Origin of the sequence: Clostridium sediminicola (genome assembly GCF_050402865.1) — a bacterium.
Classification (GTDB): domain Bacteria; phylum Bacillota; class Clostridia; order Clostridiales; family Clostridiaceae; genus Clostridium_AF; species Clostridium_AF sediminicola.
Map to the genome: position 1 here is coordinate 148888 of NZ_BAABMF010000004.1, position 26883 is coordinate 175770.

General features: G+C 30.8%; 20 protein-coding genes and 1 pseudogene. 20 read left to right on the top strand and 1 reads right to left on the bottom strand.

Features of this window, described 5'->3' with window-relative positions; translation table 11 throughout:
- The first annotated feature begins 19 nt into the window (after nucleotides 1–19).
- The 15 genes and pseudogenes from ACQ3F0_RS09485 (at nucleotide 20) to ACQ3F0_RS09555 (ending at nucleotide 21234) form a co-directional block, all read left to right on the top strand.
- Entirely contained in the window at nucleotides 20–2146 is a 2127-nt protein-coding gene (locus ACQ3F0_RS09485) for a DUF4962 domain-containing protein (RefSeq protein WP_428864993.1), read from the top strand.
- A 541-nt stretch (nucleotides 2147–2687) separates the two neighbouring features.
- Nucleotides 2688–4778 carry a DUF4962 domain-containing protein gene (locus tag ACQ3F0_RS09490; RefSeq protein WP_428864994.1) on the top strand — a complete coding sequence of 697 codons (2091 nt, stop codon included), beginning with the start codon at nucleotides 2688–2690 and terminating at the stop codon, nucleotides 4776–4778.
- Nucleotides 4762–6648 (top strand): heparinase II/III domain-containing protein, encoded by a 1887-nt coding sequence (locus tag ACQ3F0_RS09495; protein ID WP_428864995.1) that lies wholly within the window; start codon nucleotides 4762–4764, stop codon nucleotides 6646–6648. Before ACQ3F0_RS09490 ends, ACQ3F0_RS09495 begins: the two co-directional genes overlap by 17 nt.
- Before the next feature lie 54 nt (nucleotides 6649–6702).
- Complete coding sequence (locus ACQ3F0_RS09500; protein ID WP_428864996.1) at nucleotides 6703–7050, top strand: cupin domain-containing protein; 348 nt, start codon at nucleotides 6703–6705, stop codon at nucleotides 7048–7050.
- 77 nt (nucleotides 7051–7127) lie between these two features.
- The gene (locus ACQ3F0_RS09505) at nucleotides 7128–7619 is read left to right on the top strand and encodes a flavin reductase family protein (protein WP_428864997.1); all 492 of its coding nucleotides are present in this window, start codon (nucleotides 7128–7130) and stop codon (nucleotides 7617–7619) included.
- A 74-nt stretch (nucleotides 7620–7693) separates the two neighbouring features.
- Entirely contained in the window at nucleotides 7694–8434 is a 741-nt protein-coding gene (locus ACQ3F0_RS09510; RefSeq protein ID WP_428864998.1) for an SDR family NAD(P)-dependent oxidoreductase, read from the top strand.
- Nucleotides 8435–9023: 589 nt separating this feature from the next.
- Nucleotides 9024–10787, top strand: a complete 1764-nt coding sequence (locus tag ACQ3F0_RS09515) for a sodium:solute symporter family transporter (RefSeq protein WP_428864999.1) — start codon at nucleotides 9024–9026, stop codon at nucleotides 10785–10787.
- A gap of 394 nt (nucleotides 10788–11181) precedes the next feature.
- Nucleotides 11182–12012 (top strand): 5-dehydro-4-deoxy-D-glucuronate isomerase, encoded by an 831-nt coding sequence (gene kduI, locus ACQ3F0_RS09520; RefSeq protein ID WP_428865000.1) that lies wholly within the window; start codon nucleotides 11182–11184, stop codon nucleotides 12010–12012.
- A gap of 220 nt (nucleotides 12013–12232) precedes the next feature.
- Nucleotides 12233–13180 carry an AEC family transporter gene (locus ACQ3F0_RS09525; RefSeq protein ID WP_428865001.1) on the top strand — a complete coding sequence of 316 codons (948 nt, stop codon included), beginning with the start codon at nucleotides 12233–12235 and terminating at the stop codon, nucleotides 13178–13180.
- Nucleotides 13181–13394: 214 nt separating this feature from the next.
- The gene (locus ACQ3F0_RS09530) at nucleotides 13395–13814 is read left to right on the top strand and encodes a hypothetical protein (RefSeq protein ID WP_428865002.1); all 420 of its coding nucleotides are present in this window, start codon (nucleotides 13395–13397) and stop codon (nucleotides 13812–13814) included.
- Between the two features lie 8 nt (nucleotides 13815–13822).
- The gene (locus ACQ3F0_RS09535) at nucleotides 13823–18709 is read left to right on the top strand and encodes a DUF4132 domain-containing protein (protein ID WP_428865003.1); all 4887 of its coding nucleotides are present in this window, start codon (nucleotides 13823–13825) and stop codon (nucleotides 18707–18709) included.
- A gap of 104 nt (nucleotides 18710–18813) precedes the next feature.
- Nucleotides 18814–19251, top strand: a complete 438-nt coding sequence (locus ACQ3F0_RS09540; protein ID WP_428865004.1) for an HI0074 family nucleotidyltransferase substrate-binding subunit — start codon at nucleotides 18814–18816, stop codon at nucleotides 19249–19251.
- Nucleotides 19252–19256: 5 nt separating this feature from the next.
- Nucleotides 19257–19529: pseudogene (locus ACQ3F0_RS09545) on the top strand (nucleotidyltransferase family protein); the annotation flags it as partial.
- Between the two features lie 18 nt (nucleotides 19530–19547).
- Nucleotides 19548–19913: a nuclear transport factor 2 family protein gene (locus tag ACQ3F0_RS09550; RefSeq protein ID WP_428865173.1), complete on the top strand. Its 366-nt coding sequence runs from the start codon at nucleotides 19548–19550 to the stop codon at nucleotides 19911–19913.
- Between the two features lie 25 nt (nucleotides 19914–19938).
- A complete protein-coding gene (locus ACQ3F0_RS09555) occupies nucleotides 19939–21234 on the top strand; it encodes a competence protein CoiA (RefSeq protein ID WP_428865005.1) in 1296 nt (431 codons plus the stop codon).
- 51 nt (nucleotides 21235–21285) lie between these two features.
- Here ACQ3F0_RS09555 and ACQ3F0_RS09560 read toward each other — a convergent pair whose 3' ends face one another.
- The gene (locus ACQ3F0_RS09560; RefSeq protein WP_428865006.1) at nucleotides 21286–21522 is read right to left on the bottom strand and encodes a TetR-like C-terminal domain-containing protein; all 237 of its coding nucleotides are present in this window, start codon (nucleotides 21520–21522) and stop codon (nucleotides 21286–21288) included.
- A 118-nt stretch (nucleotides 21523–21640) separates the two neighbouring features.
- On the opposite strand from ACQ3F0_RS09560, the gene ACQ3F0_RS09565 reads away from it, so the two are divergent.
- The 5 genes from ACQ3F0_RS09565 to ACQ3F0_RS09585 all read left to right on the top strand — a co-directional run bounded on the left by ACQ3F0_RS09565 (nucleotide 21641) and on the right by ACQ3F0_RS09585 (nucleotide 26833).
- Nucleotides 21641–22357, top strand: coding sequence for a GntR family transcriptional regulator (locus tag ACQ3F0_RS09565; protein WP_428865007.1), 717 nt, complete (start codon nucleotides 21641–21643; stop codon nucleotides 22355–22357).
- Between the two features lie 273 nt (nucleotides 22358–22630).
- Nucleotides 22631–24214 (top strand): PTS transporter subunit EIIC, encoded by a 1584-nt coding sequence (locus ACQ3F0_RS09570; RefSeq protein ID WP_428865008.1) that lies wholly within the window; start codon nucleotides 22631–22633, stop codon nucleotides 24212–24214.
- A 41-nt stretch (nucleotides 24215–24255) separates the two neighbouring features.
- On the top strand, nucleotides 24256–25623 hold the full coding sequence (locus ACQ3F0_RS09575) for a sulfatase family protein (RefSeq protein WP_428865009.1): 1368 nt from the start codon (nucleotides 24256–24258) through the stop codon (nucleotides 25621–25623).
- 2 nt (nucleotides 25624–25625) lie between these two features.
- A complete protein-coding gene (locus tag ACQ3F0_RS09580) occupies nucleotides 25626–26093 on the top strand; it encodes a PTS sugar transporter subunit IIA (protein WP_428865010.1) in 468 nt (155 codons plus the stop codon).
- An 11-nt stretch (nucleotides 26094–26104) separates the two neighbouring features.
- Nucleotides 26105–26833, top strand: a complete 729-nt coding sequence (locus ACQ3F0_RS09585; RefSeq protein WP_428865011.1) for an N-acetylmannosamine-6-phosphate 2-epimerase — start codon at nucleotides 26105–26107, stop codon at nucleotides 26831–26833.
- Nucleotides 26834–26883: the final 50 nt, after the last annotated feature.

A 26883-nucleotide genomic window follows, 5' to 3' on the forward strand; every position in this document is an offset into this window, starting at 1 on the left:
AATATAAGGAGATTAATTTATGAAAAAATATTTATTGATTCATAATAATATTGAACAATTACGTGAGGAAAAATCAACTGTTAGAAAATCTCATTTTACAAGGCTATTAGAACAGTGCAAAGTGTACGAAAGTCAAAAACTTACAGAGGAACATCCGTCTACAAGTATTACCTATATGGGCATGGCAGCAGCTAATTTGAGTTTAGCTTATTTATTAACTAAGCAAGAGCATTATTTAACAGAAGCTAAAAGATGGCTATTTACAGCATGTCGTTATGAGTGCTGGGGTTATGGTTTTTTAGTTGATGTTGATTTAAGTGCCTCGTGGTTATTGTTTGGATTTGGCTTATCCTACAATTGGATTAGTGATTATTTAAGTCCGAAAGAAAAGAAAGAAATACTTGATAAGCTAATTTTACAAGGCTCTAAGATGTTCAATTACGGTGAAGAGAATAGAGGAAATTGCTGGTCAACAGATTATTGGCAGAATCATAATTGGATTAATTATACAGGTTTATTAACAACAGCTTATGCCATAGCCCCAGAATATGAAGAAGCAAGATGTTGGATTGATGTGATTAAGGATAATTTTGAAAAGGTGTTTAATTGGATGCCGGTAGATGGTAGTAATTATGAAGGAACAGGTTACTGGCGATATGCTATAAACTTCATGTTAACCGCAGCTGATTTAATTAGAGAAAATGAAGGTATAGATTATTTTAATACATCCTTCCTAAAAAATACTTTTTACTATAGATTGTATCAATCAGCTCCTAACTGGGAAGAAAATATTAATTTTTCAGATGTTCATGATAGAAGAAGTTCTAATTCTATAGCAGCCTTCTACAAAATGGCTAGTGAGTATAATAACGGACACGCACAGTGGCTTGCTAACCTTGTAAAGAATAAGTTTCTGTTTAGAGAGGCTTACCAAAGTAAAATTTTTCCTGGTATTATGCCAGAGGCTTTCTTGGAATATATATGGTATAACAAAGATATTTCTGAGGAAAAACCAGATAATCTTCCTTTGACTCGATATTTTCCGGATTTGGGACTTGCAGTCATTCGTTCGTCTTGGGAACGTGATGCAATACACTTTTCGATTAAGTCAAGTGCTCCAGGAGGGCATACTCAATGGGAGAAATCTTGGGAAGTTGACACAAAGAATGGATGGAGAACACGAAGTTTAACCCATTATCACATAGACTTTAATAGCTTTATTTTAATAGGCTATGACAGCTCTCTTGCCATAGATGAAGGATTTCATCGAACATCAAGAGCAAAGATTCATAATATGATAACTGTAGATGATACAGGATGTGTTGGAGAAAAAATATGGGATAAAGGTACACTGGAAGATCCTGAATTATTTGATTTAAACTGTAAAGGGATATATAATGCATGGAGAGATGTAGAAAGAGAAGCCGTTGCAAAAGTTGAAGATTATATCAGTGAAGGGGGATATACATATTATATTGCAGAATCTAGCAAGTTATATTACCCGGAAATGGCATTAACCCGTAATGCGAGGTTTATTTTTTATAGTGAAATGGGCTATTTTATTATGTTGGATGAACTTAAAAGTAAGTTAGAACATAAATACACTTGGCGACTACATTCGGAACAATATGCTAAAAAAATAAATGGTACAAATGCGTATAAGATTAATAATGGTAAAGGGTCATTAAATATATATCCTATCTTGCCTAATAACTTAGAATGTCGAGTAGAGGAAACGGTAATTCGTGAAATAATGACGCCTCAAAGACCAGATGATATTAGAGAAATAAAATTAAAAACTCTTTGTATAGAAAACGAAAGTAAAGAAAAAGACGTACATTTTCTAAATATATTACACCCTGAATCTAGTTTTGTAGATGAATTACTAGAAGTAAAATCTATTGATGGTGATGGTTTTATTGGTGTTGAAGTTAAGAAAGGTCATAAGATTGAACAGTTTATATATTCAGAAAAGTGCAAAATAGATTATTGTGGTATTGTATCAGATGCAAATTGGATTTCAATTATAAAAGACAAGGAACAATTAGTTAAATATGCTGTTTATCAAGGAACATTTCTTGAAATAAAGGGTAAAAGATTATTTCAAAGAGATGTTAGAAGTAATAACTTTACAAAGTTTGAATAAAAAGTTAAAGAGTTACTAACTCAAGACTTCTTTATATTAATAGTTTATGTGAAAAAACAAAATAAGTAAGACAGTCTTTTTAGGAAAAGAAAATAAAGGAAAAGTAATTTATCTATATAAATATGAACCTGCCTCAGCCATTATCACAACATGCAAGATAGGTAATCAGAATGAAATTCATTGTACATTGGGTTATTTAGGGCACTATTGAATATTTAATAGTACCCTAAAATTATACATTATTCGTGATGAATTTAATCAAAAAAATCTTTGACAATAATAATGATTCGCGTTATAATAAAAAACGCAGTACGCATATTAGTATTAAGTTTGCAAATGCGAACAATGTAATGATAAATATGTTTTATAAAGACATAAGTATGAAACTATATGAGTTAATAAATAACATTTTTTTTAGGAATAACTATGAATATGGTTCGCATATACAAATATTCCATGATGGTAAAGTAGTTAACCCACAACTTGAAGAAGTTGAATTATGATACAGTAAACGAAATGTTAAGAAATTGAGGTAGTAAAGATGACAAACAGAAAATATTTATTCATTTCGCAGGATATTGATATATTACGAGAAGAAATAAAAACTATACGTAAGCCTTTTTTTAAACGACTATATGAAGTATGTCGTTTGTATGCAAATGAACAATTGCCAAAAGAACATCCAGCAAAAAGTACAACCTTTATGGGGATTGCATCTGTTAATTTAACTTTAGCTTATCTTTTAACTAAGCAAAAACATTATCTTGAAGAAGCAAAAAGATGGATTTTTACAGCTGTAAATTATCCTCATTGGGGTAATGCACATTTGGTGGATGTAGATTTAAGTGCAGCATGGTTATTGTTTGGTCTTAGTTTATCTTATGATTGGTTAAAAGATGAATTAACAGCAGAAGAGAAAACACTATTGAAAGATAAATTAATTTTACAGGCAGATAGAATGTATGATTTTAAAGTAAAAACAGAAGGTGAAGGTTGGTCAACAGCATTTTGGCAAAACCATAATTGGATCAATTTAACTGGCTTGTCAACAGCAGGATATGCTTTAGGTCAAGAGTATGAAAAGTCACAACAATGTATTGATATGGCAAAAGAAAATTTCAATATAGTATATAATGCTATGGCTGATGATGGAAGTGATTATGAAGGGGTTGTATATTGGCGTTATGGAGCTATGTGGTTATTTGTATATGCACATTTGCTAAAAGATGCAGAAAATATTGATTACTTTAAGCAGTGTAATTTCTTGAAAAATACTTTTTACTATAGGTTGTATCAAGCAGCTCCAAATTTAGAAGAAATTATTAATTTTGGGGATTGTCATGATAGAAGAAGTGGACATTCTGCAGCTATATATTACAAAGTAGCAGATGAATATAACAATGAACATGCGCAACATTTAGGCAACATTGTTCGAGAAAAATTTTTATACAGAGAACAATATGAAAGTGGTGTAAAACCTGGCATTCTACCTGAAGCTGCATTAGAATTACTATGGTTTAATCCAAAAGTAGAGGAAAAAACATTTGAAGATTTACCTTTGGTAAAATGTTTTGAAGATTTAGGATTAATTGTAGTACGTTCAAGCTGGGAAAGAGATGCGATTCATTTTTCATTTAAATCAGGGCACCCAGGTGGTAAGAAACAGTGGAAACAATCTTGGGATATGTTTAGAGAAAAAGGTTGGAAAACTAGAGGATTATCACATCAACATCCTGACAATAATAGTTTTATTCTACATGCTCATGATGCTTATTTAGCAATAGATGAAGGCTACAATAGAACAGTTAAAGCTTGTGAACATAATGTTGTTACTATAGATGGAAAAGGCTATCCTAATGAAGGTCGAAATAATATTTGGAAAGAAACACCAGAAGATGTGGTTGCAGATATAGAAGTTTTTAAAAGTGAAAAAGGTATAACTTACTTTGTTGGTGAAGCCCATAAGATGTATGAACCAAGTTTAAAATTAACTCGTTTTGCTAGAAATGTTGTTTATACTGAAAAAGGTTATTTTATCATATTAGATGAGCTGATGAGTGATTTAGAACATACATATACTTGGACAATGCATTCAGATACTATTCCAGATAAAATAACAGAGAATGTCTTTGAATATGAAAATGGACCTGCAAAAATGAGATTATGTTCAATTATGCCAAATGAGTGTAGTTATAATTTTAAGAAAACAAATGTAAGAGCTATCATGACAACACAAGAGCCAGATAAATTTAAAGAAACTAAAATGAAAACAATTAATATTGAGAATAAGATTAAATCAAAAGACACATATTTCTTAAATGTTCTTTCAACTAGAAGAGCTTTTGATGAAGAACAAAAGAGCGTTAAAGAAATTCATACTAACGGGGCACAAGGTGTTGTTATTGAAGATAATAACGAAAAAGAGATATTCTTGATCTCAAAATCTGGAAAAATAGAGTTTGAGACAATAAAAGCTAATGCAAAGCTAGTATTATTACAATATAAAGGTGATGAATTGAAAAAGTTTATGGCATCAAGTTGTACAGATTTTGAAATAGGTAAGAAAAAGTTAGTACAGAATAGTTTTCCTACAACAGCGATTCAGGAGGTAGAAAATGAATTATTTCAGTGATTTACAAATGATTAAAGAATTAGATCAAGGTAAAAAAGTATATTATCCTATGTTAAATGAGATGGATAAAGAAGTTACTGACTTTGCTTCCAGTTTTGAAGATGATTCTAGCAAAATGAGTGAGTGGGGTCATAACTATTTTTGTGAAGAAGATGGTGGAAGACTTATATTTGACCTTGAAAAACCCCATTCTCACATATGTGAAATATGTGGTAGAGAGTTTAAAGGACAAATGTTTGATAATGTATGGGTGTATTTTTATAGAAACACTGCTATTACAACATTATTAAAATCTGCAGTTCTCTATAAAGTAAGAGGTGAGGAACGATATTTAGACTATATAAAAAAAATCTTATCTTTCTATGCAGATCACTATAAGGAATTTATTATCCATGCTAAGGATAAAGTTATTGATGATTTAACATACGATGTTGGTGGCGCTGCAAAAATAATGCCCCAGGCATTAAATGAAGCGATTATTTTAGTACGTATAATCAATGCTTTGCAAATGGTAAAAGCTGAAATTGGAAAAGAATATTTGGATGAGATAAATCAAAAATTATTCATTCCTGCAACTGAACTATTAAAACCACAGCTGATTAGAATTCATAATATTCCATGTTGGGTAAATAGCGCTTTAGGGATTGTAGCTTTATTTACAAAGAATCAAGAATTGTTAGATAAAGTTTTCAATAGCAAATTTGGAATTAGAAATCAATTAAGAGAAGGTGTTACAGAAGAAGGATTTTGGTATGAAGGATCTATTCATTATAATTTCTTTTTATTAGAAGGTGTAACAAATTTACTTTTATTTACTAAACTTTATGATTATGATTTTGGTGAAGAAGAAGCTATTATAAGAAAAATGTTTGAGTCTGCATATTATTATGCATTTGATAATGATATTTTACCTAATCCTAATGATGGATGGCCAAATGTTAACTTGAAAACTTATAGTTACATTTATCATATAGCAACTAAAATCTTTGGAGAAAATAGTGAAGTAGGTAACTTCTTGAAGAATATTGAGAAAGGAAGTTTAGAGCGTGCAACAATTCCATTATCAAGGCCATATTATTTCCAAAATGAAATTCCATTAGAAAGATTAACTTTCAATCCTGATTTAGATTTTAGTACTATGAAAAAAATCAAACGTAGTTCAAATAACTTTGAATCATCTTATTATGGTACATTAAGAAATAACACGATAAATGTATTCTATAAATATGGGCATAGAGGACCATCCCATGCTCATCCGGATAAAATGAATATCGAAGTTATGATAGGGAATTCGATATTAACTAGAGATTTATCTAATGCAGGCTATGGATCACGTTTGTGCAATGAGTGGCATAGAATGTCCTCATCTCATAATACAGTAGTGGTTGATGGAAGAAATCATGTGTCAACTGAAGGTGGTAAAATATTAGAATTTACAGATACAAGCCTACATGCAACTGTAGAAAATGTTTATGAAGGAGTAGATTATACAAGAAAAATTGATTTACTTCCAGATGGTTTCAATGATGAGTTTACAATAAATTCCTCAGAAGAGCATACATATGATTGGTTTTTCCATAGTCAAGCTAAATTAGTATCTAAATTAAAATATGAACCTGGTAATTTAGGCTATGATACTAATGGTTATCAGCATATAAAAGATGTGAAAAAAATAGTGAATGATAGCAATTGTATTGTTTTAGAATGGCAGTTGGATGGTACCCTTATTCGAAGCGAACTAAATATTACAAATAAAGAGATGTATATAGTTGAAACTTATGACAATCCTGTTTCATCTATACGTACTTCAATTGTTTTACGAGAAAAAACTGATAATGCAACATTTAAAGGAAGTTGGAAATTGGTTTAATTATAAAATCAATTTTTCATAAGGATTATATATAAATTAAAGGAGGGATATTTAATGGGAGAACAATATTTTTTTCATAACAAAGATATTGAATTAGAAAAAGTAGAGGATAAAATCGAAAGAAAAATCGTGGCTCATGGTGGAGATATGATGATTGTTGAAGTTCATTTTCAAAAAGGTGCTATTGGTGCTATGCATGAGCATTTCCATGAGCAAGTAACTTATTGTACAAAAGGAAAACTAGAGTTCACTGTTGGAGAGGAAACAACAATTATTGGCGCAGGTGATTCAGTTTATATGCCACCAAATTTAGTGCATGGTGCAAAAATTTTAGAAGATGACACTGTATTATTAGATATTTTCACACCACAAAGGAAAGATTTTTTAGGTAAGAATAACTAATAAATATTTATTAATTATGGAAATATAGCCTCACATTATAGATTTAAAAGGATCGATAAAAACAAGGAGGAATCATTATGGAAAAAGTTCAAGGGAATATGAAAGGATGTTTTCAACCAATGCCTAAAATACTAGTTTCTTGTAGAGGTATTGATGGTAAAAATAATGCATTAGCAGTAGCATACTGTTGTAATTGTAGTTTTGATCCACCAATGCTTATGGTAGGTATTGTTCCGTCACGACATTCTTATAAAATGGTGAAGGAGACAGGATCTTTTGTAGTTAATATTGTTACAAAAGAACAAAAAGAAATGTTTGACTATTTGGGTAGTCATAGTGGTAGGGATGAAGATAAATTTTCAAAACTTAACATTAAGGTTGAAGAAGGAATAGAGGTAAATGCTCCTTTATTAGCAGATTGTCCTATAAACATAGAGTGCAAGGTAGTGGATTCTATAGTTACTGGCTCACATGAAATGTTTGTAGGTAAAATCGAATATGTTCATAGTGATAAAGAAATAGTTGATGATAAAGGTAGCATTGACTTCTCTAAAATTGAACTTCTCTAAAATCACCATAAAAAGATATTATCATATAGCTAAAATTAATTAAAAATAAATTGTACAAACTAGGAGGAAATTAAATGTCAAAAATTGCGTTAATTACAGGGGCAACTACAGGGATTGGTTTAGCAACAGCTTTAGAATTAGGAAAGGCTGGATATGATATCATTATTAATGGTATTGTTCAAGATCAAGCAGATGAAGCATTAAAAACATTAAAAAATGAAGGTATTAAAGCAGAATATTTTGAAGCTGATATTACAAATGAAGATGCAGTAAATGCAATGTTTGCAGATATCGGAGAAAAATATGATAAAATTGATACGTTAATTAACTGTGCTGGCGGATTAGGTGGAAGATCTAGATTTGAAGATATGACTACTGAATTCTACAGAAAAGTTATGGCTTTAAACTTAGATAGCGTATTCTTTGTATCTAGAGCAGCTATACCTTTCTTAAAGAAAGGTGAAAATCCTTCAATCATAAACTTTGCATCTATTGCTTCTTACAATGCAGGTGGTCCCGGGGCAGGAATATATGGTACTTCAAAAGCTGGAGTTTTAACTATGACTCGTGCTTTAGCAAAAGATTTAGTTGAATATGGTATTAGAGTAAATGCTGTTTCACCAGGAACTATAGATACTGCATTCCATTCAGCTACAAAAAGAGAAATTATGGAAGGCTGGAAGAATGGAATCTTAATGAAAAGATTTGGCGAAGCATCAGAAGTTGCTTCAGTTATAGAATTTTTAGTTTCAGATAAAGCATCTTATCTTACTGGAGAAGTTATCCAAATCAATGGGGGACAAGCTTTCTTATAAAAGTTTTGGTATTATTGGTATTAAATGAAATAGTATTTATGTACTGTTTCATTTATTGAGGTGAATTTATTTGAGTAAAGTAATTGATACATGCAGAGAAGAAATCATAAATTGGCTATAGCTATTGGAGATGGGTTCTTAATGATTAATCAGTATGTTATTGGTTATTGAGAATAGGGATTTAATGAAATTGTTACATGAAGGAGTTTTTGAAGTAGTAAATAAGGTTTTTAGGACAATAATAATAATGTCTTAACTGATATTTTTTTTGAAGTGATACTGAATTTGATTCGCATATAAGAAAATAATAAGAATATATTTTACAACATCAATGATGAAGTAATGAGTGTATATTCGTAATAACGAAACAAGTAAGGGGGGAATGTAATTGGATATGCACTAAAAAAATACTGAAAACGTTATGTAGATATGATACTATGGGACTTATAAAAAAGAAATTAATTATAGAACAAGGATAATTCTAAGGTAGAAACTTCAGCTAAAGTACTTTTGTGATATATTTTGTTGCACTTAATTTTAAAATCATCGATATAAAAAATATTCAAAGAAAAAGGGGTGTATCTATAGTATGGATATATTAGTAGTAATAGTATATTTTGCATTTCTAGTAGCAATAGGTTGGTTATTTAGAACATTTACATCTTCTACAAGTGATTACTTTAGAGGCGGAGGAAAGATGTTATGGTGGATGGTAGGAGCTACGGCATTTATGACGCAGTTTAGTGCATGGACATTTACGGCAGCTGCAGGAAAGGCTTTTACTGATGGATGGGCAGTAGTAATCATCTTTTTTGGTAACGCGGTAGGTTATTTATGTAACTATTTATTCTTTGCCGCAAAAGCAAGACAGATGAGAGTTGTTACTCCAATAGAGGGTATCAGATTGAGATATGGTAAAGTGAATGAGCAGGTATTTACTTGGGCAACTATGCCATCAAGTATTTTATCGGCAGGTATATGGCTGAATGCACTAGCTGTATTTGTAAGTGCTGTATTCGATATATCTATCCCTCACACGATTATTGTCACTGGTTTAGTAGTGGTAATAATGTCAGTAACAGGAGGGTCTTGGGCAGTAGTAGCTTCTGACTTCATGCAGATGGTAATAATCATGGCAGTGTCTACTGTAGCAACAATAGTAGCCGTGGTGAAATCTGGTGGGGTTACTCCTATACTAGAAAAAGGATTACCTGATATGCCTATTGTAGGTCAGAATGTTAACTATGTATTTTTATTTGGAGCTTGGGTTATAGCGGTATTTGCAAAACAGTTTCTTACTACCAACAATATGATAGATTCATATAGATATATTTGTGCAAAAGATACAAAAAATGCTAGAAAAGCAGCATTACTTGCTTGTTGTCTGATGTTTATAGGTCCGGTTATCTGGTTTATTCCATCATGGTTTGTGGCAGCAAATTATCCGGATCCATCAACATGGGGACTTGCAATGCTTGGAAAAAAAGTTAAAGATGCAACTTATTATGTGTTTGTAAGAAATGAGTTGCCTACAGGAATGGTAGGCTTGATGATGTCAGCGGTATTTGCAGCAACTATGTCATCTATGGATTCTGCCCTTAATAGAAATGCAGGAATCTTTGTTAAGAATTTTTATAGACCTATTATAAATAAGAATGCTGATGACAAGAAAATGTTGATTATTAGTAAAATTTTAACGTTAATATTTGGAACAATTATCATTTTCGTAGGATTATTTCTGAACAATCTAAAGGGATCAAGTTTATTTGAGATGATGATGATGATTACTACTTTAGTGTCATTCCCAATCTTAATTCCTTCAATTTTAGGATTCTTTGTGAAGAAGACTCCAGACTGGGCTGGTTGGGGAACTGTATTAGTAGGTATGGCGGTATCATACTTTATTGCCTTTGTAATAACTCCAGAAATGATGCAAAAATTCTTAGGTCTTGCTGAACCACTTACAAGCAGAGAATTTGGTGATATGAGATCCATTACTTTAGGTGTAGCACTTCATCTTGGAATCACAATGACCTTTTTCTTAATGTCACAATTATTCTATAAGGGACATTCAGAGGAAAGGCAAAAAGAGGTAGACTTATTCTTCTACAATACAAATACCGAAGTAGTAGCTGATTATGACGATGAAACAGAAGTGGATAATAAGCAAAGGTTGATGTTGGGAAGACTTATCCAGGCAGGAGGAGCTGGTATCATTGCACTTCTGTTAATACCAAATCCACTTTGGGGGAGAATAGTTTTCATTGCAGTGGGTGGAATAGTCCTTCTTGTGGGAACTGTGCTAGTAAAATCTGTAACTGTTGTTGAGAAAAAAACAATTGAGCTTAAATAAGGGGTACAAAATAGCTTTTCTATTTTAATTATAAAATTTATTATATTAAAAACGGCTATTAAGCCGTTTTTAATGTTTTTTCATCTTTTAAGAAGTCTAATAATTCATTTATTCTAACTATTGCTTTTATTTTGACAAATTTGTCTTTAAAAACATACGAATAAAGATATTGTAATACAAAAGATTGCGGAGTACTACACAGATGATAATGCTGATGAATTAAAATCATAAAAAATCAAAAATGTTAAGCTTTTATTTTATTAACACAAACCATGTTATTTTCCTTCACTGTGATTATTTTGTTGAGTTTGGTTATCTATAGAATGCCATAATGGAGGAAAAAATAAAAGCCTAACGGCTAAAATAATATATATACTCAGGAGGATTAATTAATATGGAAGTTAGATATTCGTCACATCCAGATGATTCAAAATTTTATGGAACAGAGGAATTAAGAGAAAACTATTTAATAGCAGATCTATTTGTACCAGGAGAAATGAAATTAGTATATAGCCACATTGATAGGATAATAGTAGGAAGTGTTTGTCCTGCAGATAAAGTACTTGTATTAGAAGGGAGAAAAGAGCTTGCAGCTGACTTTTTCTTACAAAGAAGAGAACTAGGCATAATCAACATTGGTGGAGCAGGAGCAGTCACCTTAGATGGAAAAGTTTTTGAATTAGGTGAAAAAGATGGTCTTTATGTAGGAATGGGAATCAGAGAGGTTAAATTTGAGAGCAAAGATGCTAAAAAACCAGCAAAATTCTATATTAACAGTGCACCAGCACACAAAACTTATCCAACAGTTAAAATAGAGATTAGCAAGGCTAACCCAGTTAAATTGGGAAGCGCAGAGCAAGCAAATATTAGAACAATTTATCAATATGTACATCCTGCAGTATGTGAAAGTTGTCAATTAGTTATGGGATTAACTATATTAGAACAAGGAAGTATTTGGAACACAATGCCTTCACATACTCATGAGAGAAGAATGGAAGTTTATTTATACTTCGATATGGATGAAGAAACAGCAGTATTCCATATGATGGGACAAGCAAATGAAACTAGACACATTGTTATGAGAAACGAACAAGCTGTAATTTCACCTAGCTGGTCTATTCATTCTGGAGTTGGAACCAAGAGTTACACATTTATCTGGGGAATGATTGGAGAGAATCAAACATTCACTGATATGGATAACATTGCTATGAAAGATTTATACTAATAGCATCATAAGCTCTGATTATATGAATGAACACATTCTTGCAATTGATGGTGGTTTGTTAGTCAGATAATAAATATGGGAAGTTAACCCTAATTATTCATAGATTAAAAAATATCACTGGATACTACACAAATGATAATGCTGATGAATTAAATATATGCAGAGTAATGATATAATAATTAATTATATTTTTATCATGAATATACAAAGGAGATAATCTATGTTAGAAAATTTTATATTTAGTATTAGTATTGCAACGCCCATATTCTGTGTAATGTGTATAGGTTATATGTTAAAGAAAAAAAGAGTAATTGACAATAACTTTATAAAAACTGCAAATATCATTATCTTTAATGTAGCGTTACCTATCAAGTTGTTTAATGATGTGTCAAAAACCTCATTTGATCAATATTTTGATGTTACATTTATATCATTTATTATATTAGGAACTGTATTAAGTGTTGTGATAATTTGGATATTAGCTTTATTGCTTATTAAAAAGAAATCTCAGATAGGAGCATTTATTCATAGCTCTTTTAGAGGTAATTTTTTATACATAGGATTATCACTTATGGAGAATATAACAGGTGCAATAGGATTAAAAGCACCTTTAGCTATTGCAATAATAATACCATTATATAATATATTAGCTATCATTATACTTACTTCTACAGACGAAAAAAGAGAATCTAAAGTAAGTATTAAAGGAACCATTTATAATATAGCTAAAAATCCATTGATTATTGCTATATTTATGGGGGCTGTAGTATCACTTTCAGGATTAGCATTACCAGTAATAATAACAAGAACTATGAGTTATTTCAAAGCTCTTGCAACCCCATTAGCATTAATTACAATAGGAGCTTCTTTTAATTTACAGAAGTCGGTAGAAAATTTAGGAGTATCATTTCTAGCAAGCGCAATAAAATTAGTTATTATACCGTTAATAGCCGTTAGTTTAGCTATAGGAATTGGTTTTCAAAATGATGATATATTATTAATTTATGTACTATTTGGTGTTCCAAGCGCTACGATTTCCTACATTATGACAGCTGCAATGAATGGAGATAAGGACCTGAGTGCGAATATAATTATGATAACAACAATCTTATCAGTATTTTCAATGACTCTATTTGTGTTTTTCTTCAAGACTATAGGCATTATATAAATAGTAGTATATAGAGTTTAGTCGCAAAGTAAAGTGCTCCCTCTTAAGTAGATACGGTTTAAAAAACTGTTAAAATTTACTTGAAAGGGAGTGTTTTTTATATATCAAAGAAAGTATAAATTTTAATGAAGAATGTTTAAAACAAGGTTATAATAGTGACAAGTGACAAGTGAACTCAAAAGTGAGTTTTCAGAAAACATTATAGGGAGAAATTATGAGAGTATATGCGTCTGTAAAGCAACTAGGAAAGAAAAATAATTTTATAACTAAGCAGGAGATAGAAATCAATGATGATATTTATACATTAAAGGATTTTATTACCCATATAGTTTTAGATAATGTTAACAAATATAATGAAAAGCAAAGAGAAAATCAAATACTAGATTACCTTTCTGATAAAGTGATTGTTGAGAATTCTAAGGTTGGTAAAATCAATTTTGGATTCTGTTATAATGAGAAAAAAGCAAAGCAGAAACAAGCTATTGAGACGGCACTTCTTGCTTTTAATGATGGAATTTATAGAGTATTTATTAATGATGAAGAGATAGAAGATATAGAGGAAAGTATATATTTAAAAGAAGATGATAACATAACTTTTGTGCGATTGGTAATGTTGGCAGGAAGATTATGGTGAGGTGAGAGATGAATATGTTTAAAGAGTTTATCAAAACAGTTAATCCACGGTATAAGAAAATAATTATGCTTATTGAATTGGCTAGTAAGAATAAAAACTTTATTGAAAGAGAAGAAGCTAAAAAACAGTTGAAGAATATGTTACTTACTGATGACATTAAAGCTATTCAGGATATATTTATAGGGGATCATTATTCTATTTTATTACATATTTTTGGGGATGAATGGGCCAAGAAAGCAAAGTATCTATGGGACCACTCAACTGAGTATACTTATATGAATGATATATTGCGAAGGTCCTTTAGAAGTAGTAAGGATTCTTTGATATATATTAATAATAATATTGATATTTTAATTGATTTGATTCAATTAAAAGAAAAAAAATTTACTCTTGATGATTATTTAGAGGGGAAGTATAGAGAAAAATATTTTGTGGATGGAAGAGTTATTTCAGAATTAATAGCTATGGAAATTAATAAGGGTAATAATGAGATATTTAACAAAATTAAAGATAAAATAAATGGTGATAATAATACATTTGTTATAACAAGAGAGATTATTAGCGGATTATTAAAGGCAAAACGAGAAGAAGGGTGGCAGCTTATTGGAAAACTTTTATTGGCTGCAAAATTACAAGAAGGATTACGTCAAAGTATTTTGGAAAGTATTGATGAGTGTCAGCTAGGGGCATTTATATATATTTATAAAATTATATTAGATAATAATCTAAGTAGGTTTAGTTCGGTTGTAAGAGCATTTGATACATGGACAGGTCTATCTATCACTGCACAGAAAGCGTCTTCTATTAAAAAATGCTTCACTATTGGATATGAATGTCTTACTGAGGATAGTTTAAGAAAGAACTATCTCCAATCAGATGATAATTTACAAATATATATGGCATTATGGGCGCAAGGGGTTATTGAAGTAGTTGATGTAGAATCAATGATAGATGGATTAATGAAAAGCAATAAAAAGAATAAACAACTCACTGGTCTTTATTTTTTAAATCAAACTGGTAATAAATTTTTTGAATCAGCTGTTGCTATGAAATATTTAGATATAGATGAAGAGGAAGTATTAGCATGGGTACTTCGTAATGCTGTCCTTTATGAAGGTTATGGTTATAAATATGTTTTAAATGAATATAATCGTATCTTTGGCTTTTCAATTGTGAAAAAAAGAGAGATATACTTGGAATTCAAAAAACTTCTTGATAACATGCCTAAAAAGGAGAAAATTTATTCACCAAGTGTATTTCCATGGGGTGAAGTAGTTTTGAGAGCTGAAGATGTCATTGGTATGATGAGTATGCAGTTAAGTAATGATGACACGGATGAGGATTTAGTGGATGATATACTGTTGTATTCCAAAAGAATGAGTGTGGATGTGAGAGAAAATATTTTGGATTATGTAATTCGAAATCCAAGAACAGTTAAGCAAAGAGAGTGGTTATTTGATAGATTGTCAGATCGTAGTTTTAATATACGTAAAAAGGCGGTTAAAAGTATTGAGAAACTTGCTATTAATGATGCTGAATATTTGAAATTTGAAGATATGCTAAAGACAAAGAATGGTGATTTAAAAAAGCTTTTGATTAATTTACTTTTAAAGAGAGAACCAGAGAAGATTAGCCAAATGCTTCAAAGAATTTTGCGTAATGATAACGAAAATAGAAGAGAAGCGGGGCTTGATATGCTTCGTGTTCTTAAAGAAGATGAAAAGCGGAAATATTTATATGAAAAGGGAATTCAGATAGCAAATTTACATGATGATTATAGTGAAAAAGAACTTTTGATTTTGAACAAGATGAAGGATAAAACTTTAGATGAATACTCTGAGGAGAATGGATTCGGATTAGTCAATAAGGATAAAACATTTGAAGCACCTACAATAGAGTTTAATGAATGCTTTGATATAGCAAAGGTATTTTCAATGAAGGAAAATGATATAGTTCAGCTTTTTCAAGAACTTTCCCTTTTGATTGATGAAAACCGTGAATATGAATATACAGAGGTTTGGGGCAGTGGAAGAAATGAAAAAACAGTTCTTGGTAGTGGTTATTGTATTAATCCAATTGTTTATAAAGAGGATAGAGATTATCATTTGGAGGATTATCCATTAGCTAAAGTATGGAAGGAATTTTTCAAAAGGAAAGAACTGTCCCCATGTAATTTGCTACAATTGTATTTTGTAATTGACAGACATAAATTCGAAGATGTGAATGATTGGTATTTAAAATTATTGAACAAGCTATTTCCTATGAAAACTGTGTATAAATCATTGGAAAAGTTAAGAGATATTCCATATATAGGACACATAAAGGAGCTTTTAGGAGCTCTTAAATATGAATACCATGGCAATGAATTTTATAAAATAGCCAAAGATGTAATGAAATATATCCTAAAAAAAGTACCGGAAGAAAACTTCACAAAATACTATTTCAAAGACGAGAATAGAGGATATTTTTATGGTAATAGAAAAGATATTTTTGTTAATGCACCTGAAATATCGTTTTGGGATAGATGGATGCAGCAATATGAGTCAGATAAAAACTTTTTAGAATCCTTTGCTATACGATATGCTTATTACAAGAAGGCAGAGTATAAATCATATGGGTATATTTCTATAAATGACTGGGATAAAGCTAAAAAGTTAGGATTACAGGTTGATGATGAAGTTTTGTTGGAACTTATTGCTCGTCCTAATTCTAGTACTCATATTAGAAATTTGACTAATAATTACAGTTATGGACGTAGGGAAAAGATTGATAGCCCTTATATTACAGAGAAACTAGATAAAGTTTTGAGCCGAATACTTCAGTTAGAACTAAAACGTGGTGATATTCCAACGGAAGTTAGTCATCTTGCAGGAAATATTGGTAAATTCTATGGAACACACTTTTTTATTGATTTAATAGTAGGTCTTGGTAAAGAACCTTTTGTGAGAGGGTACTCATATATTGGCTCAGATGGTGGAACTAAAAAAGAGATGTTCAGCAAATTACTTAAGAATTCATATCCAACAGAAAATGATAATATTGAGAAATTTCGTAAGTGTATGGAAGGTAAGAAAATTAAGGATAGTCGTCTTATTGAAGGCGCTATGTATGCACCTCAATGGATTGAACTTGTACAGGAATATCTGGGTTGGCCTGGTCTTAAGATGACTTGTTGGTATTTTCATGCTCATGTGAATGAAAGTTTTTCTGCTGAAAAAGAGACGGTTGTTGCCAGATATTCTTCAATAACACCTCAAGCTTTTAATGATGGGACTTTTGATAAAAACTGGTTTTTGGAAGCTTATGAAACTATTGGTGAAGAGCGATTCAAACAGGTTTACAAAGCGTCAAAATATATTTCAGCTGGTGGTAATCATAAAAGATCGCAGATGTACACGGATGCAGCCCTTGGAAAGATTGATAAGGAGGAATTTAAAGAGTTAATTATAAGAACTAGAAATAAAGATAAATTGATGGCATTTGGTTTGGTGCCATTAGAGAAAAATAGAGATGAGGATATACTTAAGCGATACGATTATATTCAGCAGTTTATAAAAGAAAGTAAAAAGTATGGATCAATGAGAAGAGCTAGTGAAGGAAAAGCTGCTAATATTGCATTGGCGAATCTCGCCATGACAACTGGTTTTAGTGATGTAAGCAGATTAATCTGGAATGTAGAAATAATGAAGATAGATTGGATAAAAGAGTTTTATAAACCTAGAGAAGTTCAAGATGTTGAAATATATCTCCACATTAATGAAGATGGAGAGGCTTCAATCATAACTATGAAAAAGGATAAAAAGCTGAAAAATATTCCAAGTAGGCTAAAGAAAGAGTCTTATATTATTGAGATTAAGGAACTACAGAAATATTTGAAAGAGCAGAAGATTAGAGCACGATTACTTTTCGAAGAGTTTATGAATAAGGGGGAGGCGTTTACATTTGAGGAAATCAAAAATATTGGACGACATCCTGTACTAAAGGGTATTATTAAAGATTTGGTTTTAATGAGCCATAACAAATTTGGATTCTTAGACGAAAATAATATTAATGCAATAGATGGAGAGGAAATAAAACTTTCTCAAAATGATGAAGTAAGAATTGCTCATAGTTATGACTTATATAAAAGTGGACAATGGAGCAGGTTACAAGAGTATATATATGTAAATAAGATAAAGCAGCCATTCAAACAGGTTTTTAGAGAACTTTATGTACCAACTGAGGATGAATTGTTAGAAGGCACACTTTCTAGAAGATATTCAGGTCATCAAGTACAACCACAAAAAACTGTTGCTCTTTTAAGAACTAGAGGTTGGACAGTGAGTTATGAGGAAGGACTGCAAAAGGTTTATCATGATGAGGATATTATTGCAACTGTGTATGCAATGGCAGATTGGTTTTCGCCGGCTGATATTGAATCACCAACCCTTGAAACAGTTCATTTTTATAATAGAAAAACATATAAATCTATAAAGATTGATGATATTCAGAAAAAAATCTTTTCTGAAGTAATGCGTGATTTGGATTTAGTGGTTAGTATGGCTCATGTAGGAGGCGTAGATCCTGAAGCTAGTCTGTCAACTGTTGATATGAGGGCGGCTATTGTTAGAGAATCCGTTAGACTGTTTAAACTAGACAATGTTAGAATCGAAGGGTCACATTGCTTTATCAAAGGAAAGTATGGTGATTATACTGTTCATCTTGGCAGCGCGATGGTTCATAAAATGGCTAAAGGAGCTATTTATATTGTACCAGTTCACAGTGCCCATAGAGGACGAATTTTTTTACCTTTCCTTGATGAAGATCCAAAAACAACGGAAGTTCTTTCAAAGATTTTGCTGCTAGCGGAGGATAATAAGATTAAGGATCCAAGTATATTGGATCAGTTTATTTAGTTAAGAGCGTTATGAAAGAATAAAAATGTTTCACTATGGTATAATTTAAATATAAGCAAAAACAAAAAGCTAATAGAGAAGATGAACATGGAGGAATATGTAATTTGAGCGGAATATTAGATAAATATAAAGAATCAATAAAATTAACTTATAACCATACTTATAGAATGTTTACTCACTTAAAAAATATTATAGATAATTATTTAAAATTAGATAATCCAGATGAAATTACAAAAGAAGTATATAGAGATTCAATAATAAAAAAGTATGAGACTTTGGAAGATTTGACGTGGAAGTTATTATCTAAAATTTTTAAAGAATCCGGATTGGAAATAAATAACCCAAGAGGATGTTATAAACAAGCTTATAAAGAAGGGCTTATTACTGATATTAATGTTTGGAACGATATTTTACTATCTAGAAATAGCACTGCACATATTTATAACGAAGAAGATTATGATAAAATAAAAAACAAAATAATAGATAAATACATAGATGCAATAGAAGGTTTATTATCTAATATTTCTAAAGAAGTGATGTGATAATTATGTATGGAATAAACGAAACGGTATATGAAAACTTAATTCAATATTTTCTTAACACAGAAGAAATAAATAGTGTAATTTTATTTGGTTCTAGAGCAAAGGGTACTGAGAGAAAAAATTCTGATATTGATATTTGTATAGATTGCTCTACTGACAAAAGAGGAACTATTGTAGAAGCAATTGATGAGTTGGTTGGAATTTATACTTGTGATATTCTTTTTAAGGATTCTTTAAATGAGGAGATTAGAAAACAAATAGAGAGAGATGGAATTGAGATTTATAGTAATGTAAAAATGGAATTGTTACAAAACCATATTCTTGAATTAGAAAATGAATTATTAAAACCAGAAACTAGGCAATCGGCTAAAAAAATTAGTGAATTACTTTCTGAAGATTTTATTGAATTTTGTAGTTCAGGAAAGATATATCATTATAGTAATGGCGATATTTGGGATAATGAGAGTAAATCATCTGAACTAAAGTGGCAGATAATAGCGTTTGAAATAAAACAGCTTTCAAGTGATTGTGTACTGACTACATATAAGTTAATAAAGCATAGTGAATTAGATGAAACAAAGAAATATTCACTTCGTAGTTCTATATGGAAACTTTCAAATGATACATGGAAAATGGTTTTCCACCAAGGAACTAACTCTTAACTAATAAAATGGGGTGATATAAAAAATGGAAACTTGTTTGTACAAAGGGAAACATATTTGCGCTTATGATGTGACTAATGTAAATTATGCTTTAAATTATGAACTAAAAAAACAGTGGAGAATAGCTGGGAGAAATGGAGAATTACTATGCTCAGAATGCGGTATGGAAGTTTTATTGAGAGCTAATGATCCAAGGAAAAGAGTACCTCATTTTTCTCATAAAGCGGCAGATTACAAGTGTCCATTTAGTCATAACAATTTGAGAGAATCGGAAAATCATAAAAAAGCAAAAATGATTTTGTATCACTATTTTAAAGAAAAATATCCAGAAATACAGCCTATTATAAATCATAGATTTCCAAATAGAAGAAGAGCAGATTTGTATATGGAATTTAGTAATGGCGATAAGTTGGCTGTGGAATATCAAAGAACTCAGCTAGATTTGCATGAATGGCAGGGGAGACATAAGGATTATAAAAAAGCAAATATTAATGTCCTATGGCTAATTGGTGGCAATGAGAAAAATGTTAAAACAAAAGAAAAACAAGTGGAAGTAACTTTTTTTCAGCAGATAATGTTAAATGAAGAGGAAAAAGTAGCTGTTTATTTAGATGTAGATAATTCAAAAATTGTCCTTGCAAAGAATATGAGATATTCAGATCCATATAACAATAACAATGATTTTGAGGAGTTATATATAAAAGTATATAATCTTAATGATATTGGAATAAATTCTAAGGGATTTATAGAGTGTGACTTTATTGAGGAGTATAAAAAAGTAAATAAAGAGTTTGAGGACGAGCATTGCAATAAATGCATCCTCCAGAAAAAAGAAATAGATGAGTCATTAGAAGTAAATTCCATAGATGACGGAGAGAATAAAAGGGATAATTTTTTTGATATGTTAGAGGAAATTGAAGAAAAAACAATTACTTATTTTTCTGATTATGCTCCTTATAAGAATAAAATCAAGCATATTTTAAATGGAGATGAAAGACAATTAGAAGAAGTAGCAATGTTTTTTAGAGCTAATGGTAACTCTAATCATTTTAAGTTTATAACAGCTATCTTTAAGTATAATTATTTGTATCATAAAAATGAAGAAATTAATGAAATATATACTCAGTTGATGGATAAAGCAGGTCTTGGATACTGTGAATTAGAAATAGAAGAAAAGTCTTATAAAAAATTAGTATGCCCTATATGTAAGGGAGTACTGAAACGAAAATATGGAAACTTTGGCGCAGTTATTCAATGTAGTAACTATCCAGTTTGTAAAGTTTCTTTTAATGTTGATTTGGAAAAGCAGAACAGAGAGTGAGATAAAATGAAACAAAAACTTCACACAGAAAAGTTTCAAAAATGAAAAATGCTATTCTGGAAATAGAGTTTTCATGATAGAAGCCATTTCTTCAGGAGATTCTACTGCTCCTTGTGATAACCATTTTATTAAAAGATTAAAAAATCCTCCAATATGAAAGGCTAGGGCATAGTGTTCCTCTTTTGTTATGGAGGATTCTTTGATTTCTGGCATAACAGTTTTTCTAGTAATACTAAGAAGTTGCTCAAATTCCTTTAATAAAAAGTATAGTAAGTTGTCACGCTGCAATAGATTTAAAAATTCAATATGATTTCTCCATACTGGATTTATTTGACCTATGGATACATTGTTGATATTATTATTAATAAGAAAGTTTAATGAATTTTATGTTTATAGAGGAGATACAATGGCTAGAAAAGAAGCGCTTTATAAAAAAATAGAAAATGATTTATTGGGAAAAATCAATAGAGGATTGTATGAAGTAGATGATTTCATACCTACTGAAATGGAATTGGCGAAACAATACAATGTTAGTAGAGTTACTGTAAGGCAAGCAACAAATAATTTAGTTAAAGAAGGGTATCTTATACGAAATCAAGGGAGTGGAACTGTTGTAGCTAGATCTTGTCCTAAAATTGGAAAAGCTACTGAAATAAAGAGTTTTAAAGAAGAAATATTAGAATTGGGAAAAACCCCAAGTACAGAAATACTAAAATTTGAAATAATAAAAGCAGATAAAACAATTTGTGAGGTTCTAAAGAAAGATATAAATGCATTAGTTTACTATGTGATTCGATTGAGAAAGGCAGACGATGAACCAATGGTATTAGAAATATCTTATATTAGTGTTGATGATTTTCCAGATTTAACATATAACCAACTGAAAGAATCAAAATACCAGTATTATGAGAAAGAAAAAAAATTAATTATTGATCATAGTGAACAAATAATAACACCAATCCTTCCTGATAAGAAAACAGCTGAATATTTACAAGTATCAGAAGATAAACCTTTGATTAAAGTTATGAATACAACCTATTTAGATACTGGTAAAGTTCTTGATTATACTGAAATGATCTTAAATTCTGAGAAATATCAGTATACATCAATTAAGACTAGATAAATTTTTTTCATATAATTTGTATTAACATATTTATAATTTGTATTGACAAATACCGTTGTAAAGTTATACAATGTAAATACAACATGGCTGAGCGGAGAAGGTATAGTAGTAATCAAAGATAAATAAAGGGAGGTCATCAAATATTAAGTATAAGTGAGAAGTAAACGGGTAAGCGTAATATTTTTTATTTATTAAGATTTTTTTAGCATTATTAAGGCACTTCAGTTTTTTGTAATATTTATTAAAAAATAACTTATTGGAGAGGAAATGATTATGAAAAATAAATTTATGGAATCATTCAGTGAACAGTTTGTTGGATTAGGTCAAAGACTCGGTAAATCAATCTTATTGCCAATTTCAATATTACCAGTAGCAGGTTTATTATTAGGTGTTTCTGCAGCTTTATCATCAGGAGCAACTGTACAAGCATATTCATTTTTACAAAGCAATATTTTGCAAAACATACTCTCAATTTTACTTAGTGTTGGTAAAGGTGTGTTCATGGCACTACCGTTGATATTTGCTATAGGAATTGCAGTGGGATTAGCAAAGGGTGAAAAAGGAACGGCAGGTTTAGCTGCTGTTGTTGGATACTTTGTGTTATTAACATCAGTAAATGCTTTTTTATCAATAACTGGTAAACTAGCTCCAGCAGGTGAGGATGTTCGATTATACGGTCAAGTAATGCAATATGGCATTCATACTTTGAATATGAATGTGTTTGGAGGGATTATTGCTGGTATAGTAACTTCTTTTGTTCACAATAAATACTACAAAACAAAACTTCCTGAATTTTTAGCATTCTTTGGAGGTTCACGATTTGTACCAATTGTTAATACATTTGTATTTATATTTGTTGGATTTGTAATGTTTCTTGTTTGGCCACAGGTAGCTAATTTAATTGCTTTTCTTGGTACAGCAATTCAGGGACTTGGATTATTAGGAAGTTTTTTATATGGACTACTTTTAAGAACATTCTATGTATTTGGTTTGCACCATGTTTTTTATCTTCCATTCTGGACAACAGCTGCAGGTGGAGTTTTAGAAGTAAATGGTGTTGTTATAGAAGGATGGCAACAAATCTTCTTAGCACAATTAGCTGATCCTAATACAACAAAATTCTTTGCAAATATTGGTCTTTACAATTCGGGAAGATATTTTCACATGTTGTTTGGTTTACCAGCGGCTTGTTATGCAATGTACAAAACAATACCTGAAGGACCAAAACGTAAAGCAACAGCAGGATTTATTGCATCTATAACATTAACATGTATCATTACAGGAGTTACTGAACCTATTTCATTTGCATTCTTATTTGCATCACCATTATTGTTTGTAGCTGAAGCTATATTATTTGCTTTTTCTTTCTTGGTAGCATCAATATTTGGCATAACAATTGGATCAACATTCTCAGCAGGAATTATTGAATTTCTATTGTTTGGAGTTTTCCAAGGCAATGCCAAGACAGGATATCTATGGATTCTTGCATTAGGTATACCTATAGCTATTCTTTACTATTTTGTATTTAAAACTTTGATACTAAAATTAAATGCTAAAACACCTGGTAGAGATGAAGATGAAAATACTGATGAGAAAAAATTAAATAGTTCTTATGAGTCAGGAAAAGCATCTGAAATAATTGAAGCTTTGGGTGGCTTGGATAATATTGTTGAAATTGATAACTGTGCAACAAGGTTAAGAGTAACAGTTAAGAAATTAGAACCTGTAAATAAAGATGGATTTAAAGCAACGGGTGCTTACAATACAATAGTTAGAGGAAAGAATATTCAAGTAATATATGGTCCAAAAGTTAATTTGATACGTACAGAGGTAGATGAATATATTGAAACATTATAACAGAATATTTTAATTTGACTTATATAGAAAGGGGTTATTTAATGAATGTAGTTTATATCCACACCCATGACAGTGGAAAAATGTTAAGTCCATATGGATATAATGTTCCAACACCAAATTTAATGGAATTTACAAAGGACGCACTTCTTTTTAGAAAAGCCTTTTGTGTTGGTCCAACCTGCTCTCCTAGTAGAGCAGGTCTTCTCACAGGAACCTATCCACATCAGAATGGAATGCTAGGATTATCACAGCGGGGATTTGCTTTGAATGACTATTCAAAGCATCTTGTGAATTTTTTAAAAGGGAACAACTATCAAACGGTTTTGTGTGGGATACAACATGAAGCAGGAAATTATTTGAATCATGAAGAAGGAGCAAATATAATTGGATATGATTTGGATATCACATCTAGCAATAAAGGATTAAGTCAAGAAGAATTAGTTAAATGGGATATTGAAAATGCGAAAAATATAAAATCTTGGTTAAAAGAAAATAAAAAAGATAAACCTTTCTTTTTATCATTTGGAATGTACTCTACTCATAGAAGGTATCCTACTGAATTGAAAGAAGGAATAAATGAAAATTATGTTAAGCCTCCTTATCCACTGGTTGATAATGAGATAATAAGAAAAGATTATGCTAGATTTTTAACATCAGCTTCATGGTTTGATGATGCATTTAAGATTGTTTTAGATGCATTAAAAGAAAATCAAATATACGAAGATACCATCATCATATTTACTACAGACCATGGTATTGCAATGCCATTTGTTAAGTGCAACTTGTTTGACACGGGTATTGGCGTATCTTTAGTGATACGTGTTCCAGAAAGTAAGGTCAATGGTAAAGTTGCAGATCAATTAGTTTCACATATTGATGTTTTTCCAACTTTATGTGATTTGTTGAATCTTGAAAAACCAAATTATTTGGAAGGTGAATCTTTTGAAAGAATTTTTCAGGATACTAATTACAAAGTGAGAGAAGATATTTTTAGTGAAATTAATTTTCATACTTCTTATGAACCTTGTAGGAGTATAAGAACTGAAAAGTATAAATATATTCGCTATTATGATGATTATATGAAAATCAATAAATCTAATATTGATGATTCTATTTCAAAAGAGTATTACATGAATAATGGATTGCAAGAAGTAGAAAAATATAAGGAAGCATTGTATGATCTCACTTATGATGTAGGGGAAAGAAACAATGTTGTCAATGATAACAAATATAAAGATGTACTAGAAAAACTAAGAAATAGGATGAATGAAATCCAGGAAAAGACTAAGGACCCAATTTTAAATGGCAATATTTCGGTTCAACAAGGATGGAAAGTCAACAAAAATGAGTGCTTACATGCGGGTTCAAAAGATCCTAATGATTACATTGGAAACTATATAGGAGGATAAATATGTTTTCTTTTATAAATAAAAAAAGTGGAATTATCTCCCCTGCAAAAGGGGTTTTGAAATCAATTGAGAAAGTAAATGATGAAGCATTTGCAAGTAGAAGCCTAGGTGACGGGTTTGCAATTGAACCTGTAGATAACCGAATTATATCTCCTGTAAATGGAACAATAGTATTTATTGCAAATGAATTGCATGCTTTTGGTATTCAATGTGATAATGGAGTTGAGTTATTGATTCACATAGGAATAGATACTGTATTACTTAAAGGACAAGGTTTTAAATCATATATTAAAGAAAATCAAGATGTGAAGCAAGGGGATCTCCTCATGACAGTAGACTTTGAAAATATTAAGGATAAAGTGGTAGCAACTGATGTTATTGTAATGGCTACTTCCGGTGAAAAATGTAAAATCAATGAAGAAGGAAAGCTAGTTGAGGTAGGTCAAAAGAAAATAGTTGAATTCAGATAGGGGATAAAGAGATGAATGAAGAGCAAAGCAAACTTATTGAAAGTATGAAAGATGGCCTTATAGTTTCTTGTCAAGCTAAAAAAGATGACCCTATATATTTGCCAGGTATTGTAGTTAAAATGGCAGAATCTGCTGTTTGGGGTGGCGCATGTTGTATTCGTGCAAATACACCAGAAGATATAAAAAGTATCAATGAAGCAGTTGAGTTACCTATTATTGGGTTGTGGAAAATTCATAGCGAAAACAGCCCAGTATTTATAACTCCTACAATGGAAGCTGTAAGAGCTGTTATTGAAGCAGGTGCGGATATTATTGCTGTGGATGCTACTGATAGGTACAATGCCCAAGGGAAAAAAGCTTTTACTATTATTGAAGAAATCAAAAAAGAATTCCCGGACATATTAATATTAGCTGATATACGAAATGCTGAGGAAGCAGTAAATGCTCTAAAACTTGGAGCTCATATAGTTGCACCAACTTTATATAGATTTAATGATAACCCTAAATCTATAGATAGTCCAGATTTTGAGATGTTAGCAAAGATTATTAGAGAATGTGAAGGCCTTGGTTATGTATTTATGGAAGGAAAAATAAATACTCCAGAAGAGGCTGTTGAGAGTATTTATTTAGGAGCCCATGCAGTGGTTGTGGGAAGTGCGATAACTCGCCCTCATTTGACAACTTTGCGATATACTCGAAAGCTGAATAAATACAATAAATCTATGCCGTTATATTACTAGTAGCAACTGGTTATGTATGGGGCATTCAAGGGCTTATGATTTTTTTATTT

Coding starts and splice junctions, on each gene's coding strand:
- ACQ3F0_RS09485 (WP_428864993.1), top strand. CDS start 20: ATGAAAAAATATTTATTGATTCATAATAATATTGAACAATTACGTGAG.
- ACQ3F0_RS09490 (WP_428864994.1), top strand. CDS start 2,688: ATGACAAACAGAAAATATTTATTCATTTCGCAGGATATTGATATATTA.
- ACQ3F0_RS09495 (WP_428864995.1), top strand. CDS start 4,762: ATGAATTATTTCAGTGATTTACAAATGATTAAAGAATTAGATCAAGGT.
- ACQ3F0_RS09500 (WP_428864996.1), top strand. CDS start 6,703: ATGGGAGAACAATATTTTTTTCATAACAAAGATATTGAATTAGAAAAA.
- ACQ3F0_RS09505 (WP_428864997.1), top strand. CDS start 7,128: ATGGAAAAAGTTCAAGGGAATATGAAAGGATGTTTTCAACCAATGCCT.
- ACQ3F0_RS09510 (WP_428864998.1), top strand. CDS start 7,694: ATGTCAAAAATTGCGTTAATTACAGGGGCAACTACAGGGATTGGTTTA.
- ACQ3F0_RS09515 (WP_428864999.1), top strand. CDS start 9,024: ATGGATATATTAGTAGTAATAGTATATTTTGCATTTCTAGTAGCAATA.
- kduI (WP_428865000.1), top strand. CDS start 11,182: ATGGAAGTTAGATATTCGTCACATCCAGATGATTCAAAATTTTATGGA.
- ACQ3F0_RS09525 (WP_428865001.1), top strand. CDS start 12,233: ATGTTAGAAAATTTTATATTTAGTATTAGTATTGCAACGCCCATATTC.
- ACQ3F0_RS09530 (WP_428865002.1), top strand. CDS start 13,395: ATGAGAGTATATGCGTCTGTAAAGCAACTAGGAAAGAAAAATAATTTT.
- ACQ3F0_RS09535 (WP_428865003.1), top strand. CDS start 13,823: ATGAATATGTTTAAAGAGTTTATCAAAACAGTTAATCCACGGTATAAG.
- ACQ3F0_RS09550 (WP_428865173.1), top strand. CDS start 19,548: ATGGAATTGTTACAAAACCATATTCTTGAATTAGAAAATGAATTATTA.
- ACQ3F0_RS09555 (WP_428865005.1), top strand. CDS start 19,939: ATGGAAACTTGTTTGTACAAAGGGAAACATATTTGCGCTTATGATGTG.
- ACQ3F0_RS09565 (WP_428865007.1), top strand. CDS start 21,641: ATGGCTAGAAAAGAAGCGCTTTATAAAAAAATAGAAAATGATTTATTG.
- ACQ3F0_RS09570 (WP_428865008.1), top strand. CDS start 22,631: ATGAAAAATAAATTTATGGAATCATTCAGTGAACAGTTTGTTGGATTA.
- ACQ3F0_RS09575 (WP_428865009.1), top strand. CDS start 24,256: ATGAATGTAGTTTATATCCACACCCATGACAGTGGAAAAATGTTAAGT.
- ACQ3F0_RS09580 (WP_428865010.1), top strand. CDS start 25,626: ATGTTTTCTTTTATAAATAAAAAAAGTGGAATTATCTCCCCTGCAAAA.
- ACQ3F0_RS09585 (WP_428865011.1), top strand. CDS start 26,105: ATGAATGAAGAGCAAAGCAAACTTATTGAAAGTATGAAAGATGGCCTT.